The sequence below is a fragment of the Streptomyces sp. NPDC096012 genome, from assembly GCF_040426375.1.
Taxonomy (GTDB): domain Bacteria; phylum Actinomycetota; class Actinomycetes; order Streptomycetales; family Streptomycetaceae; genus Streptomyces.
This window is the reverse complement of sequence record NZ_JBEOTD010000019.1, coordinates 66,026-83,776: the sequence shown is the minus strand read 5'-3', so window position 1 is coordinate 83,776 and position 17,751 is coordinate 66,026. Positions and strand designations below refer to the sequence as shown.

15 protein-coding genes and 1 other RNA gene are annotated in these 17,751 nt (G+C 72.1%); 1 reads left to right on the top strand and 15 read right to left on the bottom strand.

What is annotated here, in order from left to right; all coding sequences use genetic code 11:
* Positions 1-243: 243 nt before the first annotated feature.
* From ABVB68_RS19740 to ABVB68_RS19700, 9 genes are all read right to left on the bottom strand, one after another.
* Positions 244-525, bottom strand: a complete 282-nt coding sequence (locus tag ABVB68_RS19740) for an HU family DNA-binding protein (RefSeq protein WP_353602383.1) — start codon at positions 523-525, stop codon at positions 244-246.
* Between the two features lie 319 nt (positions 526-844).
* Positions 845-2,260 carry an NAD-dependent malic enzyme gene (locus tag ABVB68_RS19735; RefSeq protein WP_353602382.1) on the bottom strand — a complete coding sequence of 472 codons (1,416 nt, stop codon included), beginning with the start codon at positions 2,258-2,260 and terminating at the stop codon, positions 845-847.
* Between the two features lie 365 nt (positions 2,261-2,625).
* Positions 2,626-5,022, bottom strand: coding sequence for a HelD family protein (locus ABVB68_RS19730; RefSeq protein WP_353602381.1), 2,397 nt, complete (start codon positions 5,020-5,022; stop codon positions 2,626-2,628).
* A 69-nt stretch (positions 5,023-5,091) separates the two neighbouring features.
* Positions 5,092-5,862, bottom strand: coding sequence for an anti-sigma factor family protein (locus ABVB68_RS19725; protein ID WP_353602380.1), 771 nt, complete (start codon positions 5,860-5,862; stop codon positions 5,092-5,094).
* A gap of 59 nt (positions 5,863-5,921) precedes the next feature.
* On the bottom strand, positions 5,922-6,446 hold the full coding sequence (locus ABVB68_RS19720) for a sigma-70 family RNA polymerase sigma factor (RefSeq protein ID WP_353602379.1): 525 nt from the start codon (positions 6,444-6,446) through the stop codon (positions 5,922-5,924).
* Positions 6,447-6,774: 328 nt separating this feature from the next.
* Complete coding sequence (locus ABVB68_RS19715; RefSeq protein WP_353602378.1) at positions 6,775-7,368, bottom strand: CGNR zinc finger domain-containing protein; 594 nt, start codon at positions 7,366-7,368, stop codon at positions 6,775-6,777.
* 116 nt (positions 7,369-7,484) lie between these two features.
* On the bottom strand, positions 7,485-8,636 hold the full coding sequence (locus tag ABVB68_RS19710) for a uroporphyrinogen-III synthase (RefSeq protein WP_353602377.1): 1,152 nt from the start codon (positions 8,634-8,636) through the stop codon (positions 7,485-7,487).
* 85 nt (positions 8,637-8,721) lie between these two features.
* Positions 8,722-10,092, bottom strand: a complete 1,371-nt coding sequence (locus tag ABVB68_RS19705) for a nitrate/nitrite transporter (RefSeq protein WP_353602376.1) — start codon at positions 10,090-10,092, stop codon at positions 8,722-8,724.
* 538 nt (positions 10,093-10,630) lie between these two features.
* Positions 10,631-11,626 (bottom strand): LysR family transcriptional regulator, encoded by a 996-nt coding sequence (locus tag ABVB68_RS19700; RefSeq protein WP_353602375.1) that lies wholly within the window; start codon positions 11,624-11,626, stop codon positions 10,631-10,633.
* 486 nt (positions 11,627-12,112) lie between these two features.
* Between ABVB68_RS19700 and ABVB68_RS19695 the strand changes: the two genes are divergently transcribed.
* Positions 12,113-13,279 carry an MFS transporter gene (locus tag ABVB68_RS19695; protein WP_353602437.1) on the top strand — a complete coding sequence of 389 codons (1,167 nt, stop codon included), beginning with the start codon at positions 12,113-12,115 and terminating at the stop codon, positions 13,277-13,279.
* Positions 13,280-13,288: 9 nt separating this feature from the next.
* On the opposite strand, the gene ABVB68_RS19690 is transcribed toward ABVB68_RS19695, so the two are convergent.
* From ABVB68_RS19690 to ftsE, 6 genes are all read right to left on the bottom strand, one after another.
* Entirely contained in the window at positions 13,289-13,531 is a 243-nt protein-coding gene (locus tag ABVB68_RS19690) for a hypothetical protein (protein WP_353602374.1), read from the bottom strand.
* 129 nt (positions 13,532-13,660) lie between these two features.
* Positions 13,661-14,029, bottom strand: a transfer-messenger RNA (tmRNA) gene (gene ssrA / locus ABVB68_RS19685).
* Positions 14,030-14,138: 109 nt separating this feature from the next.
* On the bottom strand, positions 14,139-14,684 hold the full coding sequence (gene smpB / locus ABVB68_RS19680; RefSeq protein ID WP_353602373.1) for an SsrA-binding protein SmpB: 546 nt from the start codon (positions 14,682-14,684) through the stop codon (positions 14,139-14,141).
* A 56-nt stretch (positions 14,685-14,740) separates the two neighbouring features.
* A complete protein-coding gene (locus ABVB68_RS19675; RefSeq protein WP_353602372.1) occupies positions 14,741-15,910 on the bottom strand; it encodes a S41 family peptidase in 1,170 nt (389 codons plus the stop codon).
* Positions 15,911-15,978: 68 nt separating this feature from the next.
* Positions 15,979-16,896 (bottom strand): permease-like cell division protein FtsX, encoded by a 918-nt coding sequence (gene ftsX, locus ABVB68_RS19670; RefSeq protein WP_353602371.1) that lies wholly within the window; start codon positions 16,894-16,896, stop codon positions 15,979-15,981.
* A 34-nt stretch (positions 16,897-16,930) separates the two neighbouring features.
* Complete coding sequence (gene ftsE, locus ABVB68_RS19665) at positions 16,931-17,620, bottom strand: cell division ATP-binding protein FtsE (RefSeq protein WP_031159396.1); 690 nt, start codon at positions 17,618-17,620, stop codon at positions 16,931-16,933.
* Positions 17,621-17,751: the final 131 nt, after the last annotated feature.

The following is a 17,751-nucleotide window of genomic DNA, read 5'->3' as shown; positions in this document are numbered from 1 at the left end:
CCGGGGATCCGGGGGCGCATGGGGAAGCCGGTGGCGCCGGACGCCACGGTCGAGCTTCCCGGCGAGGCGCTCGGCCGGAGCGTCGCCTACGCCGAATGGGCGGCCCCCCTGCACAGGGGGGCCGCCCATTCGGCGTCTTCGGCTGAGGCGCGCCCGGAAGGGGCGTGGGGGCTGCGCGGCCGGTCACGACCGGCCCGCAGTCACCCACGGCGCTCCGGGCGGACGGCGCTCGAAGGGGAGCGCCTACTTGCCCTTGGCGGCTTCCTTGAGCTTGCTGCCCGCGGTGACCTTCACGCTGTAGCCGGCGGGGATGTTGATGGGCTCGCCGGTCTGCGGGTTGCGCGCGGTACGAGCGGCACGGTGGGTGCGCTCGAAGGTCAGGAAGCCGGGGATGGTGACCTTCTCGTCGCCCTTGGCAACGATCTCGCCGACGATCTCGGCGAACGCGGCCAGCACGGCGTCGGCGTCCTTGCGGGTCACCTCGGCGCGGTCGGCCAGCGCGGCCACCAGCTCACTGCGGTTCATGTTGTTACTCCCGTGTTTTCTTGCCGTTGGGGTGTGCCACGCGGCGGAGCCGCCCGAGGCACTGCGATGCCGATGCGCTCGCGCCCTTGGGGGTCCCCCCGGGGACGGAGTCCCTGGAGGAGCATCCTGCCCCTACCTGCGGCGGGAAAGCCAATCCGGCACCCGTAGGAGTCGTGAGAACACCCTGGGGAGTCACACGAAAAGCGCCTGCTCGGCCGTCACCCTAGAGCGCGCTCGGCATCACGTGGTTCCGCGACGCGCCGGGGCCGGGGCTGCCGTGGTGATCGTCACAGCCCCGGTACGGCACGGCACGTGGTCGTCAGACGGTCGTCCCGGCCGCCTTCGCGGCCTCGCGGACCGCGCCGGCCACCGCGCCGGCGACCTTGTCGTTGAAGACGCTGGGCACGATGTAGTTCGGGTTCAGCTCGTCCTCGGTCACCACGTCGGCGAGGGCCTTCGCGGCTGCGAGCATCATCTCCGTGTTGACCGTACGGGACTGGGCGTCCAGCAGGCCGCGGAAGACACCCGGGAAGACCAGCACGTTGTTGATCTGGTTCGGGAAGTCCGAGCGGCCGGTGGCCACGACGGCCGCCGTCTGGCGTGCGATCGCCGGCTCGACCTCGGGGTCGGGATTCGCGAGCGCGAACACGATGGCGCCGTCGGCCATGGCGGCCACGTCGGTGCCGTCGAGGACGTTCGGGGCGGAGACGCCGATGAAGACGTCGGCGCCGCGCACGGCCTCCTTCAGGGTGCCGGTCAGGTTCTCGGGGTTGGTGTTGTCGGCGATCCAGCGCAGCGGCGAGTCGGCCGGGGCCGCCACCAGGTCCTCGCGGCCGGAGTGGACCACGCCGTGGATGTCGGCGACGACGGCGTTCTTCACGCCGGCGGCGAGCAGCAGCTTCAGGATGGCCGTACCGGCCGCGCCGGCGCCGGACATCACGACCCGGATGTTCTCGATGGCCTTCTCGGTGACCCGCAGGGCGTTGGTCAGGGCCGCGAGGACGACGATCGCCGTGCCGTGCTGGTCGTCGTGGAAGACCGGGATGTCGAGGGCCTCGCGCAGGCGGGCCTCGATCTCGAAGCAGCGCGGCGCGGAGATGTCCTCCAGGTTGATGCCCGCGAAGCCGGGGGCGATCGCCTTGACGATCTCCACGATCGCGTCGGTGTCCTGGGTGTCCAGGCACAGCGGCCAGGCGTCGATGCCGGCGAAGCGCTTGAAGAGCGCGGCCTTGCCCTCCATGACGGGCAGGGCCGCCTTGGGACCGATGTTGCCGAGCCCGAGCACGGCCGAGCCGTCCGTCACCACGGCGACCGAGTTGCGCTTGATGGTCAGGCGGCGGGCGTCCTCGGGGTTCTGGGCGATGGCCATGCAGACGCGGGCCACACCCGGCGTGTAGACCATGGAGAGGTCGTCACGGTTGCGGATGGGGTGCTTGGACTGCATCTCGATCTTGCCGCCGAGGTGCATCAGGAACGTACGGTCCGAGACCTTGCCCAGGGTGACGCCCTCGATGCCGCGCAGCTTCTCGACGATCTCGTCGGCGTGCGCGGTGGAGGAGGCCGCGATGGTCACGTCGATGCGGAGCTTCTCGTGGCCGGACGCGGTGACGTCGAGGCCGGTCACCGAGCCTCCGGAGGACTCCACGGCGGTGGTGAGCTGCGAGACGGCCGTTCCGCTCGCGGGCACCTCCAGCCGGATGGTCATCGAGTAGGAGACGCTGGGCGCCGTTGCCATGGCCGACTTCCTCTGCTTTCACCGTGTCGCGAGTTGTGCCGTCCGATCGTCGCACCTACCGCTCAGTACGTGGTAGTCGCCCCGGATTGCGGACGTTGTGTTCACGACGGCCGGCCAGTGGAGCGCGCTTTCGGAAAACGGCTTCCACCATACGAGAATGGATCAGACAAAGAAAGAGGTCCACGCCACCAGGGGACGTGGACCTCTCTCACGCTCATGACACCGACCCGCCATGCTCGCCTCGCGGCAAGTGGTCCCTCTGAGGGACGAAGGTTGGGCCCGGGGGCTTGGATCGGGCCGGTGCCACGTCAAGGCTAACAAACGGATGCCGCACAGCCATTCCCCTGCGCGATGTTCCCGGAAAGTCAGTCCCTGAGCAGGTCCGGAACCCCGGCCGCGTCGGGCTCGTCGCGCTCGCCGGAGACCACCGTCAGCTGCTGGGTGGCCCGGGTCAGCGCCACGTAGAGCACGCGCAGTCCGGCCGGCGACTCGTCGGCGATCTCCGCGGGCGAGACGACGACCGTCGCGTCGTACTCCAGGCCCTTGGCCTCCAGGCTGCCCAGCGCGACGACCCGGTCGCCGAGCCCGGCCAGCCAGCGGCGGGCCTCCTCGCGCCGGTTCATCGCGACGACCACGCCGACCGTGCCGTCCACCTGGTCGAGGAGCCGCTCGGCCGCGGCCCGCACGGTGCTCCCCAGCGAGTCCGCCACGACCGTGAAGCGCGGCTCGACGCCGGTGGACCGTACGGCGGACGGCGCCTCGGAACCGGGCAGGGCGAGCGCGAGGACCTTGGCCGCCAGCGTGGCGATCTCGGACGGGTTGCGATAGTTCACGGTGAGCCGGAAGCGGCGCCGCGGGCGGGTGCCGAGAGCCTCGTCGCGGGCCTCGGCCGCCTCGTCCGGGTCGGACCAGGAGGACTGCGCCGGATCGCCGACGACCGTCCAGGTGGCGTGCCGGCCGCGGCGGCCGACCATGCGCCACTGCATCGGGGTGAGGTCCTGCGCCTCGTCCACGATGACGTGCGCGTACTCGGTGCGCTCCTGGGCGAGGCGCTCGGCCCGCTCCCGCTGGGTCTCCTCGCGCACCGGCATCAGCTCCTCCAGGCCGGTGAGCTGGTCCAGCGGGTCGAGTTCGCGTCTCTTGCGCGGGCGGGCCGGCACCCCGAGGACCGCCTGCAACTCGTCGAGCATGGCGATGTCGTGCACGGAGTAGCCGTCGCGCTTCAGGGAACGGGCGACCTTGCGCACCTCGCCGGGGTTCAGGATCCGGCGGGCCCAGCGGCCGAGCCGCTTCTCGTCGGCCATGGCGGCGAGTACCGCCTTCGGCGTCAGCTCCGGCCACCAGGCGTCGAGGAACGCGGTGAAGGCGTCCTCGCTCGTGACGTCCTCGTCGAAGGAGGAGCGCAGTTCGGCGGCCAGCTCCGGGTCCGTGTGCCGGGTCCCGGCGCCGGACCTGGCCCACAGGGCGTCCAGGAGCAGCCTGCGGGCGCGCGGGCGGAGCAGGTTGACCGGCGCGGTGCCGCCGAGGGCGGTGCGGCGGATACGTTCCAGCTCGCCGGCCTCCAGTTCGAGGCGGCGCCCGAAGGCGACGACCCGGAGCCGGGCGGGCGGTCCGGTCACGGTCTGCGGCGTGGCTCCGGAGCCGGTGGCGGTGTCCGTGCCGGTGTCGTCGTCCAGGGCGGGCCGTCCCGCCGGGGCGCCCATCTCCAGGGCTCCGCGGGCCGCCTTCCGCAGCACCTTGAGCATCCGGTACGAGCCCTTGGCGCGGGCCACGGACGGCGAGTCGTACAGGGTGGCCTCGGCGCCGACGGCGTCCACTGCGAGTGAGCCGATCGCGCGGATCGCGACCTGGCCCTCCTCGCCGAGCGAGGGCAGCACACCCTCGGTGTAGGCGACCAGCAAGGGGGTCGGGGAGACGATCAGGATGCCGCCCGCGTAGCGTCTGCGGTCCTGGTAGAGCAGGTAGGCCGCGCGGTGCAGGGCGACCGCGGTCTTGCCCGTGCCCGGACCGCCCTCCACGTAGGTGACGGACGCGGCGGGGGCGCGGATGACCTGGTCCTGCTCGGCCTGGATGGAGGAGACGATGTCCCGCATGGTGTGGCTGCGGGCCTGGCCGAGGGCGGCCATGAGGGCTCCGTCGCCGATCACGGCCAGCTCGTGGCCGTCGAGGCGGGCGGTCAGCTCCGGCCGCATCAGGTCGTCCTCCACGCCGAGGACACGGCGGCCCTTGGAGCGGATGACCCGGCGCCGCACGACCCGGCCGGGATCGACGGGCGTGGCCCGGTAGAACGGCGCGGCGGCCGGCGCCCGCCAGTCGATGACCAGCGGGGAGTAGTCCGCGTCGAGCACGCCGATACGGCCGATGTGCAGGGTCTCGGCGATGTCGGCGGTGTTGTCCTCGCGTACCGCGCCCTCGGCGGGCTCCACCGCCGTGTAAGCGCCGTCGGGGCCCTTCTTGCCGTCCTTGCCCCGGAGCAGGTCGACACGGCCGAAGAGGAAGTCCTCGAACTCGTTGTTGAGCCGGTTGAGGTGGATACCGGCCCGGAAGACCTGCGCGTCCCGCTCGGCCAGTGCCCCGGGGGTGCCGACCTGGCCGCGTTTGGCGGCGTCGTTCATCAGGAACTCGGCCTCGTGGATCTTCTCCTCGAGCCGCTCGTACACCCGGTCCAGGTGTTCCTGTTCGACGCTGATCTCTCGGTCACGCACGGAGTCGTGCGCGTCGCGTACCGAGCCGACCGCGGACTGCTGAACCTGAGCGGCCACCGGGCCCCCTTCTGACGTGCTGGGCAGCCGTCAACCGTACGCGAAGGGGACCCGGCAAAGCTACGGCGACTACGCGTCCACCTGGACGAGCTTCTTCCCTTCGAAGGTCACGACCTCGAAATGGTCGATCTCGTTCGGCTGGAAGGCCGCCGCACCGCCGATGTACAGCGGCTTCTTCGACTCGGGTGTGGTGCCGTCCGGGACGCCGTAGCCCCAGTTCGGCACGGACCAGGACGACATCGTCACCCGCTGGCCGTTCTTGGCCACCAGGACCAGGGAGCACTTGAGCGGGCCCTTGACGTTCTTCAGCTCCAGGACAGCCTGGGTACCCCACACCTTCTGGGACATACCGACGGTGGCGCTGACGTGGGTCGAGGAATCCGTGGCCGACGCCTTGTCGGACATGGTCCGGAACGCGCTCTCGGCCGGAGTGGCGGCGGCGACCTGGTTGCCGCCGTCCGAACCGCCGCCGGCGGCCATCGCGGCCAGCGGGCCGGCGATGATCAGCGCGGCGGCCGCGGCGACCATGTAGAAGCCGCGCCGGCGCTTACGGGCGCGCTGCTCGGAGACCTCGTCGACCAGCTTCTCCACCAGTCGCGGACTGGGCGTGGCCGACAGCGACTCGCCGATCGCGGGGGTGCTGCCGGAGCCCGGCAGGTCCGCGAGCGCGGCCAGCATCGGCTCCATCCCGGCCAGTTCGTCGAGTTGCTGGGCGCACCACTCGCAGCCGGCGAGGTGGGTCTCGAAAGCGGTCGCCTCGGCGTCGTCGAGGATCCCGAGCGCGTAGGCCCCGACGGTCTCGTGCTCGCTCGGCACCGAAGATCCCTGCCCTGGGCTCATGGGTCCAGACATACCCGGACCACCCGTTCCGAACCCTTGCATACCCCCGTACCCGCTCATCACGCCGTCACCCCCCGCTCCTCCAGTGCCAGCTTCATCGATCGCAGGGCATAGAACACCCGGGAACGGACCGTGCCGCTCGGTATGCCCAGCGTCTCGGCCGCCTCGTTGACCGTACGCCCCTTGAAGTACGTCTCGACCAGGACTTCCCGGTGGGCCGGGGTCAGGTCGTCGAGCGCGTCCGACAGCGTCATCAGCCACAGCGCCTTGTCGATCTCGTCCTCCGCGGGGATGACCTCCAGCGGCGACGGATCGACCTCCTGCGGCCGGGCCTGCCGGCTGCGGTGGCCGTCGATGACGATGCGGCGAGCGACCGTCACCAGCCAGGGGCGTACCGATCCGGTAGCCCGATTGAGCTGACCGGCGTTCTTCCAGGCACGGATGAGCGTTTCCTGTACGACGTCCTCGGCGCGCTGCCGGTCGCCTGCGACCAGTCGCAGGACATACGCGAGCAAAGGTCCGGCGTGCTCCCGGTACAGGGCGCGCATCAGCTCCTCGTCCGGCTCCGAGGACTGTGAGGACATGCGATGTCGGGCCCTCGATCCATGTTCATTGGCCACGGCCGCATCCTTGCGCACGCCCACCTCCGGTGTCCGGGGGTTCCCCCAGTCGGTCGCTCGCCCACCGGTACGGAAGGCGGGTGCGTGGCGTTCAAACGGAAGCGACAGTTTCTCGGTGCCGACGTGACGAGCGGGACATGCGCACACATTCCCACCGCATGATCTTTACATTTCCGACACGGCGCCGCAGACGGCCGGACTGCCCGGGCAGCGTCGCCCACAAACGCCGTGTTGCGCAAATCACTCCGCGCGGCGCCGGGGCGCAATCCGGCGTAACGCCCGTAGCGGACGATCAGGCCCGTTCGAGCGCCGCCCGGCGCCGGTGGCGGGCGACGCGCTCACGGTTGCCGCAGACCTCGCTGGAGCACCAGCGCCGGCGCCGGCCCCGGGACGTGTCCAAGTACACCAGCGGGCAGTCGTCCCCCTCGCACTCGCGCACGGCCGCCCGCGCCACGGGGTCGGTGAGCAGCTCCACGGCGTCCCGGGCGAGGACCGCCAGCAGCGCCGCGCACTGCGGCGGCCCGGCCAACTCCCGCACCAGCGTGCCGTCCTCGCCGCGCACGGCGCGCGGGGCCGGCGGCGCGGCCCGGGCCGTCTCGTTGACCCGGGCGAGCGCGCGCTCGTACGGCAGCCCGTCCGGCGCGTGCGGTCCTCGCACCAACTGCCCGACGTACCCGCGCAGTTCCCGGAACGCCACCGGCCAGGAGGCGTCGGCGTGGGTCAGCGGCGTGCCGGGCGGCACCAGTGCGGCGCCGGCGATCCAGGCGCACAACCGCTCGACGCCGTCCAGCCGTTCGGCCGGGTGCGTGGTGGCGAGGAGATCCAGGCAGCTCCGTCCGGCATCGAACCGCAGCTCGTACGGGGGCGTGGCCGTACCCAGTGCCATGTGCCTGTCACCGCCTAGGCAGGAACCGCGGGGGAACCGTTCCGTCGCTCCCCTCCACAGTGCCCGCCGCGGCAACCGCCCGGAACCCCTCGTACCGAGGTCCGCGGCCGTTCGGCTCACACGTCGGAGTACTTCGCGTCCGCCGTCGGGTCCAGCGCCAGCCGGTAGCCCCGCTTCACCACCGTCTGGATCAGCTTCGGCGCCCCGAGTGCCGTGCGGAGGCGGGCCATCGCCGTCTCCACGGCGTGTTCGTCGCGGCCGGTCCCCGGCAGCGCCCGCAGCAGCTCGGCCCGGGCCACCACCCATCCCGGCCGCCGCGCCAGCGCCCGCAGCAGCGACATCCCCGCCGGCGGCACCGGTTTCAGCTCGCCGTCCACCAGGGCCGCGTGGCCGCGGATCTCCAGCCGCCGCCCGGCCACGGGCAGCACGCGCGCGCGAGCGGGCAGTTCCCGGCAGAGCAGTTGCACGAGCGGCCCGAGCCGGTACCGCTCCGGCTGGACGGTGTCCACGCCGTGCGCCTGCAGGGGCAGCGCGGTGACGGGTCCGACGCAGGCCGGCAGCACGTCGTGCCCGAGCGCCGTCAGCAGCTCGCCGAGCAGACCGCGCTTCTCCGCCCGGCCGAGCAGGGAGGCGGCGGCCGGCGCGCTGGTGAAGGTGAGGGCGTCCAGGCCGCGGGAGACGGCCGCGTCCAGCAGCCGGTCGAGCGGGCCGATGTCCTCCGGCGGCATCCAGCGGTACACCGGCACCGGCACGACCTCCGCACCCGCGGCCCGGAGCGCCTCCACGGATCCCGGCAGCGGCTCCCCGTGCAGCTGCACGGCGACCCGGCGCCCGTCCACCCCCTCCTCCAGCAGCCGGTCGAGCACCTCCGCCATCGATTCGCTGGACGGCGACCACGTCTCGGTCAGTCCGGCGGCCCGCACGGCCCCCTTGACCTTGGGGCCGCGCGCCAGCAGTTCGACGTTCCGCAGCCGCCCGAGCAGCCGCTCCCCGAGCCCCCATCCGTCCGCGGCCTCCACCCAGCCGCGGAAGCCGATGGCGGTGGTGGCCACGACGACGTCCGGTGCCCGGTCGATGAGTTCCTCGGTGGCGGCGAGCAGTTCGCCGTCGTCGGCGAGCGGCACGATCCGCAGCGCGGGCGCGTGCAGCACCACGGCACCGCGCCGCGTCAGGAGCGCGCCCAGCTCGTCGGCGCGCCGCGCGGCGGTGACGGCCACGGTGAACCCGGCGAGGGGTCCGTGCCCGGCCTGCTGCTGTTCGTCGTACATGGCTCTCCTAGCTGGCCCGCGTGCCGGGCGAGCCTGTCAACGACGCGTGACGGGCTCGGTTCCGCGGCGTGTCGCCGGTGTTACGTCACACCTCGGCGTAGCCGAGCCGTGGATCGGTGTCCGCCGTCGGCGCGGCCTCGGCGCGGCCGGCCGGACGGCGAAGGTATACGGCCCAGGTGACGGCGCAGCAGGCGCCGTAGAAGGCGAGGAAGGCGACGAACGCGCCGGTGCCGGTGCCGTAGGACAGGAAGGACTGCCGGAAGGCGAGGTTGATGCCGACGCCGCCGAGCGCGCCGACGGCCCCGATGAGCCCCATGGCGGCGCCGGAGAGCCGCCGGCCGTGGCCGACGGCCTCCTCGCCCGTCAGCCCCCTGGCGAGGGCCTTCGCCTGGAAGATGCCGGGGATCATCTTGTACGTCGAGCCGTTGCCGAGCCCGCTCAGCACGAACAGCACCACGAAGACGGGCACGAACAGCGCGACCGACTTCTGGCTGCCGGCCACGATCAGCGCCGCCGTCGCGGCGGCCATGCCGACGTAGTTCCACAGGGTGATGCGGGCGCCGCCGTACCGGTCGGCCAGCCACCCGCCCACCGGCCGGACCAGGGAGCCGAGCAGCGGCCCGACGAAGGTGACGTACGCGGCCTGCAGCGGGGTCCGCCCGAACTGGCTCGTCAGCACCTGGCCGAAGGCGAAGCTGTAGCCGATGAACGACCCGAACGTGCCGATGTACAGGAAGGCCATGATCCAGGTGTGGGCGTCCCGGGCGGCGTCCTTCGCCGCCCCGGTGTCGTTGCGCACCGTGGCCAGGTTGTCCATGAACCGCGCGGCGAGCACGGCGGCGACGACGATCAGCGGGATGTAGACGCCGAGCAGCACGCGGGGCCCGCCGCCCGCACCGATGATCGCGAGGCAGACCAGCTGGATGACCGGCACGCCGATGTTCCCGCCGCCCGCGTTGACCCCGAGCGCCCACCCCTTCTTCCGCAGGGGGAAGAAGGCGTTGATGTTGGTCATGGAGGAGGCGAAGTTGCCGCCGCCGACACCCGCGAGCAGACCCACCAGCAGGAAGACCGGGAAGGAGGTGCCCGGCCGCATCACGACGAACGCGGCGACGGTCGGCACGAGCAGCAGGGCCGCCGAGACGATGGTCCAGTTCCGCCCGCCGAAGACGGCGACGGCGAAGGTGTAGGGCACGCGCACGACGGCGCCGACGAGGGTGACGACCGAGGTCAGCAGGAACTTGTCGGCGGGGTCCAGCCCGTACTCGGGGCCCATGAAGAGCACGAGCACGGACCACAGGGTCCACACCGAGAAGCCGATGTGCTCGCAGAGCACGGAGAGCAGGAGGTTACGGCGGGCGGTCCGCTCCCCCCGCTCCTTCCAGAACGCCTCGTCCTCCGGGTCCCAGTGCTCGACCCAGCGGCCACTGCGACGGGTTGGGGCTGGGGCTGTCATCGCGCCTCCACGGTGCTCCGGCTGCTCGGTCGGCCGAACTAGGGACTGAGCCCGAAGGTAGGAAGACCGCGTTTCCGCCCCGTGCCCCCGGGTGACCGGAAGGGAACGTTGCTCTCACTCCCTCCGAGGACGCCCGGTGAGGAACGCACGGGTGGCGGTCGGGGGCCTCGGGTGGTCGGCGCGGGAGGGTGGTGGTGCGCGTCGGGGCGGGGGGTGTGGGTGGCGGCCGGAGCGGGAGAGGGGCGACGACGGCCGGAGCGGGAGCGTGGTGGTGGCCGTCTGGGCGGGGGGTGTGGGCGGCGGCCGCAGCGGGAGAAGGGCGACGACGGCCGGAGCGGGAGCGTGGTGGTGGCCGTCTGGGCGGGGGGGGTGGGCGGCGGCCGCAGCGGGAGAAGGGCGACGGCGGCCGGAGCGGGAGCGCACCGCGCGTGCCGGGGCGGGGACGTGGCGGAGGCGGCCGGGGGGAAGGCCACGTCCGGCGACCGGGGTGGCGGCCTGGTGGCAGGCGTCGGGGTGCGGGTCGGGGTGGCAGGGGGTGTCACGGGTGGTGGGGTGTGGGCTGCCGGCCGCGGGGGTCCATCACGTCGTCGTCGGTGGCCGGGAGCCAGCCGCCGGGCGGCCGGCGCAGCCAGTGGCGCGCCCCCGCCGTCTCGGCCGCCGCCCGGCGCAGCGCGTCCAGGCCGGGATGGCGCAGCCCCCTGCGCCAGACCAGGGAGACGGGTGAGAGCGGGACGGGGTCGACGAGGGGCCGCCGTACCGTCCGGGGCATGTCCGGGAAGTCCACGACGGCCAGCACCGGAGTCCGGGTCTTGGCCATGATCCGCTCGAACTCCTCGTCCCCGACGGCCGGCGGAAGGGGCGCGGCGAGCCGGATGCCGTGTCCCTCGAAGAGGCGGCTTGCCAGGTCGGTCCACTCGGGAGTGCGCGGGTCGCCGGCACCGGCGTACACCTCCTGCCCCGCCAGCGCGGCCACCGGCACCTGAGGGAGACCGGCCAGCGGGTGGTCCTCCGGCAGGACGACGGCCATCGGCTCGTAGCGCACCGGCTGCTGCTCCAGGCCGGAGCGCAGCGCCGGGTCCAGACCGGCGAACCGGCCGAAGGACACGTCCAGCCGGCCGGCCAGCAGATCCGCCGCGGCTCCGGTCAGCCCACTCTCGTAGCGGGCCATCAGCTCGCAGTCCGGGGCCAGTTCACGGGCCCGGTGCAGCACCCGGCGGCCGGTGACCAGGCCCGGCGAGTTGAGGTCCACCAGCAGCGGGCGGGCCTGCCCGAACGCGGCGAGCAGATCGTCCTGGGCGGACAGGACCCGCCGGGCGTACGGCAGCAGGCGCTCGCCGTCGGCGGTCGGCGTCACCTGCCGGGTGGTCCGCACGAACAGCTCCACGCCCAGCTCCTTCTCCAGGCGCCGCACATCGCGGCTGAGCGCCTGCTGGGCGACGTACAGACGGGCGGCGGCCCGGGTGAAGTGCAGTTCCTCGGCCACCGCGACGAAGGCGCGCAGCAGGCGGGGATCCAGGTGTGCGGGGGCGGGCATGGCGGTGAACCTACAACAGGGGTGCGTCAATCGGCCCCGAGAAGGTGTTGGACCCCGTGATCGGCTCCGGGCCACGGTGGAGCCATGCCGCACCCGACCACCGACGACCACCACACCCGGACCGCCGTCGCACCCACCACCGATGACCACCACACCCGCACCGCCGTCGCACCCACCACCGACGACTCCCCCACACCGGCCCCTCCCCCGCACGCCGACGACCACCCCACACCGGCCCCTCCCCCGCACGCCGACGACCACCCCACACCGGCCCCTCCCCCGCACGCCGACGACCACCCCACACCGGCCCCTCTCCCGCACGCCGACGACCACCCCACACCGGCTCCACCCACCACCGACGACCACCACACCCCGACCGCCGTCGCACCCACCACCGGCGACTCCCCCACACCGAGCCCCCTCCCGCACACCCCCGACGACCACCCCACACCGGCTGCCCCTGCGCGGAGGACCGGTTACCGCCGGCTGTTCTCCCTGCCCGGCGCCCGTGCGTTCACCGCCGGGAACCTCCTCGCCCGACTCCCGATGGGCATGTTCAGCGTGAGCGCCGTCGTGATGATCGCCGGCTCCCGGGGCTCGTACGCCCTGGCCGGTGCCGTCACCGCGACCGGGCTCGCCGCGACCGCGCTGGCCGGGCCGTGGATCGCCCGGCTCGTCGACCGGCACGGGCAGGCGCGGGTCGCCGTACCGGCCACGCTCGTCTCCGTGCTCGGCAGCCTCGCCCTGCTGCTGTGCGTGCGCTGCGACGCCCCCGGCTGGACCCTCTTCGCCGCCTACACGGCCACCGCGGCCACCCCCAACATCGGAGGCCTGTCCCGCGCCCGCTGGGCCCATCTGCTGCGCGACGACCCCGGCGCACTGCACACCGCGAACTCCTTCGAGCAGGCCGCCGACGAACTGTGCTTCATGCTCGGGCCGGTGCTGGCGTCCTTCCTGACGGGCACGTTCTTCCCGGAGGCGGGCACCCTCGCCGGGGCGGTGCTGCTGCTGGCCGGCATGGCGCTGTTCACCGTCCAGCGGGCCACCGAGCCGCCGGCCCGCGCTCCCGCCAGGGCGCCGTCGCCGCTGCGCAGCCCCGGCATCCCGGCCCTGCTCGCCTGCTTCACGGCCACCGGCGCCGTGTTCGGCTCGATGGAGGTCGTCACGATCGCCTTCGCCGACGCGCAGGGGCACCGGGCCGCGGCCGGGGCCGTGCTGGCGCTCCAGGCGGCGGGGTCGTGCGGGGCGGGGCTGGTGTACGGGGCGCTGAAGCCGGCCGGCCTGGGCCTGACCCGGTGTCTGGCGGCGATGGCCGCGCTGATGACCCTGCCCTGGCTGTCCGCCGCGGTCACCGGTTCCCTCCCGGTGCTGGCGGCGACGCTGCTGGTGGCGGGCATGGCGACCGCGCCGACCATGGTCACGGCGATGACCCTGGTGCAGCGGCGCACCCCGGCCGACCGGGTCAACGAGGGCATGAGTCTGGTGGTCACCGGCCTGCTCGGCGGCATCGCCTGCGGTGCGGCCGCGGGCGGCTGGGCCGCCGAGCGCCTCTCCCCCGCCGCCGCGTTCACGGTCCCGGCCGCCTCCGCCTGCCTCGCCCTGCTGGTCGACGCGGTGAGCGGCGCGACGGGCTCACCCCGGCGCACCCGCTGAGCCCGGCCCTCACCCGCACGCCGCCCTCACACCCGCCGCTGAGCCCTCCCACGCCCAGCCGTCGGCCCACGGCTCCGCCCAGCCTCCGGAGGCGCGCTCGCCATGAGTGACCTGGACACTGCCGGCGACGCCGGTGGTCTCGCCGTACCCGTGCAGGGAGTCCACGACAGCGAGGAACGCTCCGGCGCACAGCCCGACGACGGCGAAAGCGATCTCGCGGGGCAGGGCCGGCAGCAAACGAAGCAGGAACATGACAGGCGAGGCCCTTCGGGCGCAGGCGGGGCGGCGGCGCGGGCGCGGGCGGGCATGGCGAAGGCCCCGCCGCTCGGAAGCGGCGGGGCCTTCGCCCACATGGGTTAGGGGGGCCGGTAGGCCTCCCGATCGTGGAGATGGCGGGAATCGAACCCGCGTCCACCGGTGCAGAATCAGGGCTTCTCCGTGTGCAGTTCGCTGTGATTTTCTCGGCCCCGGCGATCACGCGAACAAGTCGCCGACGGGCCCAGTCACTGTTAGATTTCCCTCTTCACCCCGTGACCGGGATCAAGGTTTAGTTCCCTAGCTGATGCCAGGATCCGGGTCGGGAACAGCCCCGGGCTGACACTTCGCAAGTCGCTACTTAGGCAGCGAGGGCGAAGGAATCGCGCTTGGTGTTGGCGATTATTTTTTGCGACATATGGTTTACGAGATCATTGCCGCTTCCTCGACACGCTTCCCCTGCTTCGACATCCGCTGTCGAAACCGATCATCCCCATGTTGATTTTTCAATCCCCTCCGAGGAGGGGGCGCGCACCCGCTGTGGAGTGCAGTGCCATCGTACGTGACCAACGCACGCGGATGCCAGCCTATTCCCGCGGCCCGGTCAGACGCCCCGCTCCCTGCGCTTCGCCGCCGCGATCGCGCGGTCCGACTCCCGCCGGTCCTGCTTCTCCCGCAGGGTCTGCCGCTTGTCGTACTCCTTCTTGCCCCGGGCGAGCGCGATCTCGGCCTTCGCCCGGCCGTCCTTGAAGTACAGGGCCAGGGGGACGATCGTGTGCCCCGTCTCCTGGGACTTCGACTCCAGCTTGTCGATCTCCTCGCGGTGCAGGAGCAGCTTGCGCTTGCGGCGCACGGAGTGGTTGGTCCAGGTGCCCTGGCTGTACTCGGGGATGTGGGCGTTGTGCAGCCACGCCTCGTTCCCGTCGATCTGGACGAAGCCGTCGGTCAGCGAGGCGCGCCCCTGACGCAGCGACTTCACCTCGGTACCGGTGAGCACCAGCCCGGCCTCGTAGGTGTCGATGATCGCGTAGTCGTGCCGTGCCTTCTTGTTCTGCGCGACGATCTTGCGCTTGCCGTCCTTGGCCGCCTTCGCGGCCCCTCCGCCCTGCTTGGGCTGGGACTCCTTCGGTACGTACATTCCCTTGCTCATAGTGCCGACCATTTTCGCACCACACAGGGGGTGCGGGGGAAGTGCGTTTACGGGGACTACGAGGGGTCGCCGAGCCCGGTGAGGACGGTCTCGGCCCGTTCCAGCGCACCGGCCCCCGCCTCCAGGTCCGGGGTGATGCCCCGGCCGTCCACCGCGTGACCGGAGGGCGTGCGGTAGTGGCCGACGGTCAGTTCGGCCACGGAGCCGTCGGGCAGCTTCGTCGGCATCTGGATGGAGCCCTTGCCGAAGGTGCGGGAGCCGATCACCACCGCGCGACCCCGGTCCTGCAGGGCGCCGGTGAGCAGTTCGGCCGCGCTCATCGTGCCGCCGTCGACCAGGGTGACCAGCGGCCGGGCGGTGTCGCCGCCGGCGGCCGCGTGCAGGGAACGCTGGGCGCCCTCGATGTCGTAGGTGGCGACCAGGCCGCCGTCGAGGAAGGACGAGGCGGTGTCCACGGCCTCGGTGACCAGGCCGCCGGAGTTGCCCCGCAGGTCGAGGACGATCCCGGCCTCGGCCGGGGCCGCGCGCAGGGCCGCGCGGACGGCGTCGGCGGTGCCCTTGGTGAAGGCGGCGATCTTGATGACGGTGACCCCGCCGGTCAGCCGGCGGTCGGTGACGGAGTCGGTGGACAGCCGGGCCCGGCGCAGTTTCTCGGTCCACGCGCGCTTGCCGCGCTGCAGGCCGAGCGTCACCGTCGTGCCGGCCGGGGCGTCCTCGGCGTCGCCGCGCAGTAAGGCGATCACCTCGGTGACCGGCCGGCCGTCGACCTCGCTGCCGTCGACGCTGCGCAGCCGGTCGCCCCTGCGGATCCCGGCGTCGGCCGCCGGCGAGCCGGGGCGCACCTTCGTCACCTCGATCCGGCCGTCCGGCTCGAGCCGCGCCCACAGGCCGACGCCGGTGTAGCTGCCGTCGAGGGCCTGCCGGAACTCCTCGTACTCGCTCTCGGAGTAGACGGCGCCCCAGCGGTCGCCGCTGCGGCTCACGGCGCGCTCGGCGGCCTCCGTCGGGGACTTGCCGTCGGCCATCGCCTCGGCGGCGGCCTTCTGCACGGCCTCGTGCCGGGTGGCGGCGCCCACCGGTCCGACGGCGATCTTCCGCTCGGGCCGCGCGGACTCCGGGAAGGAGCCGGTGGCGGCTCCGGCGACCAGCACGCCGGCGAAGACCAATGTCAGGGTGGCCCCGCGGCGGATGCGACGGGGCTGGCAGAACAGGGCACGGCCTGACATGGCGGTGAGTCTAGGACAACGCGAAGGCGCCGTACGGCCCGAAGTCCGTACGGCTGCCTTGTCATGCGTCACACCTTCAGGTACTTGCGCAGCGCGAAGAACGCCGCCAACGCCGGCATCAGCACACTCGTGGCGAGGATCAGCGGCAGCTTGGTCAACACCGCGTCCCAGCCGACGAAGTTGATGAGCGTGAGCTTGGACGACAGCGCCATCCCGTGGTCGATGGTGAAGTACCGGCCCACCACCAGGAAGAAGCAGGCGAGGCCGCCGCCGATGAGACCGGCGACGGCCGCCTCGGCGATGAAGGGCGCCTGGATGTAGAAGCCCGAAGCACCGACCAGGCGCATGATGCCTGTCTCGCGCCGGCGGCTGAACGCCGAGACGCGCACGGTGTTGACGATCAGCAGCAGCGCGACGAGCAGCATCAGCGCCATCACGCCGAGCGCGGCCCGGTTCATCAGGTTCAGCAACTGGAAGAGGTTGTCCAGGATGCCCTTCTGGTCCTGTACCGACTGCACGCCGCCCCGCCCGTTGAACGCGGAGGCGATCACCTGGTACTTCTGCGGGTCCTTGAGCTTGATCCGGTACGACTCCTGCATCTGGTCCGGCGTCAGGGAGCCGGCCAGCGGGGAGTTGCCGAACTGCTCCTTGTAGTGCTTGTACGCCTGGTCCTGGGACTCGTAGGCGACCTTCTCGACGACGGGCATCTTGTGCAGGTCGGCGAGGATCTGCTTGCGCTGGTCCTCGGTGACCGCGCCCTTGGCGCAGTTGACGTCGGAATCGGCGTCGTGCTTGTTGCACAGGAAGATCGAGACGTTGACCTTGTCGTACCAATAGCCCTTCATCTTGCCGACCTGGTCGCTCATCAGCAGGGAGCCGCCGAAGAGCGCCAGGGACAGGGCTACGGAGACGATGACGGCGAAGGTCATCGTCAGATTGCGGCGGAGACCGACACCGATCTCCGACAGGACGAACTGGGCGCGCATGGCGTCTGGTCGAGCCTTTCCGTCGCGAACTTGCTTAGTGCTGGTAGCCGTAGACGCCGCGGGCCTGGTCGCGCACGAGGCGGCCCTTCTCCAGTTCGATGACGCGCTTGCGCATCTGGTCCACGATGTTCTGGTCGTGCGTCGCCATGATGACCGTGGTGCCCGTCCGGTTGATGCGGTCGAGCAGCTTCATGATGCCGACGGAGGTCTGCGGGTCGAGGTTGCCGGTGGGCTCGTCGGCGATGAGCAGCTTGGGCCGGTTGACGAAGGCGCGCGCGATGGCGACGCGCTGCTGTTCACCACCGGACAGCTCGCCGGGCATCCGGTCCTCCTTGCCGCCGAGCCCGACGAGGTCGAGCACCTGCGGCACGGACTTGCGGATCTCGCCGCGCGACTTGCCGATGACCTCCTGAGCGAAGGCCACGTTCTCGGCGACCGTCTTGTTCGGCAGGAGCCGGAAGTCCTGGAAGACCGTCCCCAGCTGGCGGCGCATCTGCGGCACCTTCCAGTTGGAGAGGCGCGCGAGATCCTTGCCCAGCACGTGCACCTGGCCGTGGCTGCACCGCTCCTCGCGGAGGACGAGCCGCAGGAAGGTGGACTTCCCGGAGCCGGAGGATCCCACGAGGAAGACGAACTCGCCCTTCTCCACCTCCAGGGAGACATCCCTGAGGGCCGGACGGGTCTGCTTGGGGTAGACCTTGGAGACGTTGTCGAATCGGATCACGGATGCACCACGGGTCGCCGGGGGTAGATGAGCGTGACCATACGCGAACCGGGTGTGCAAGTGCAGTCGCAGGTGCAGGTTGGGCAAGACTTGTACGTTTTTGTACCGGCCCCTCGTGCCGCCCCGTTCTT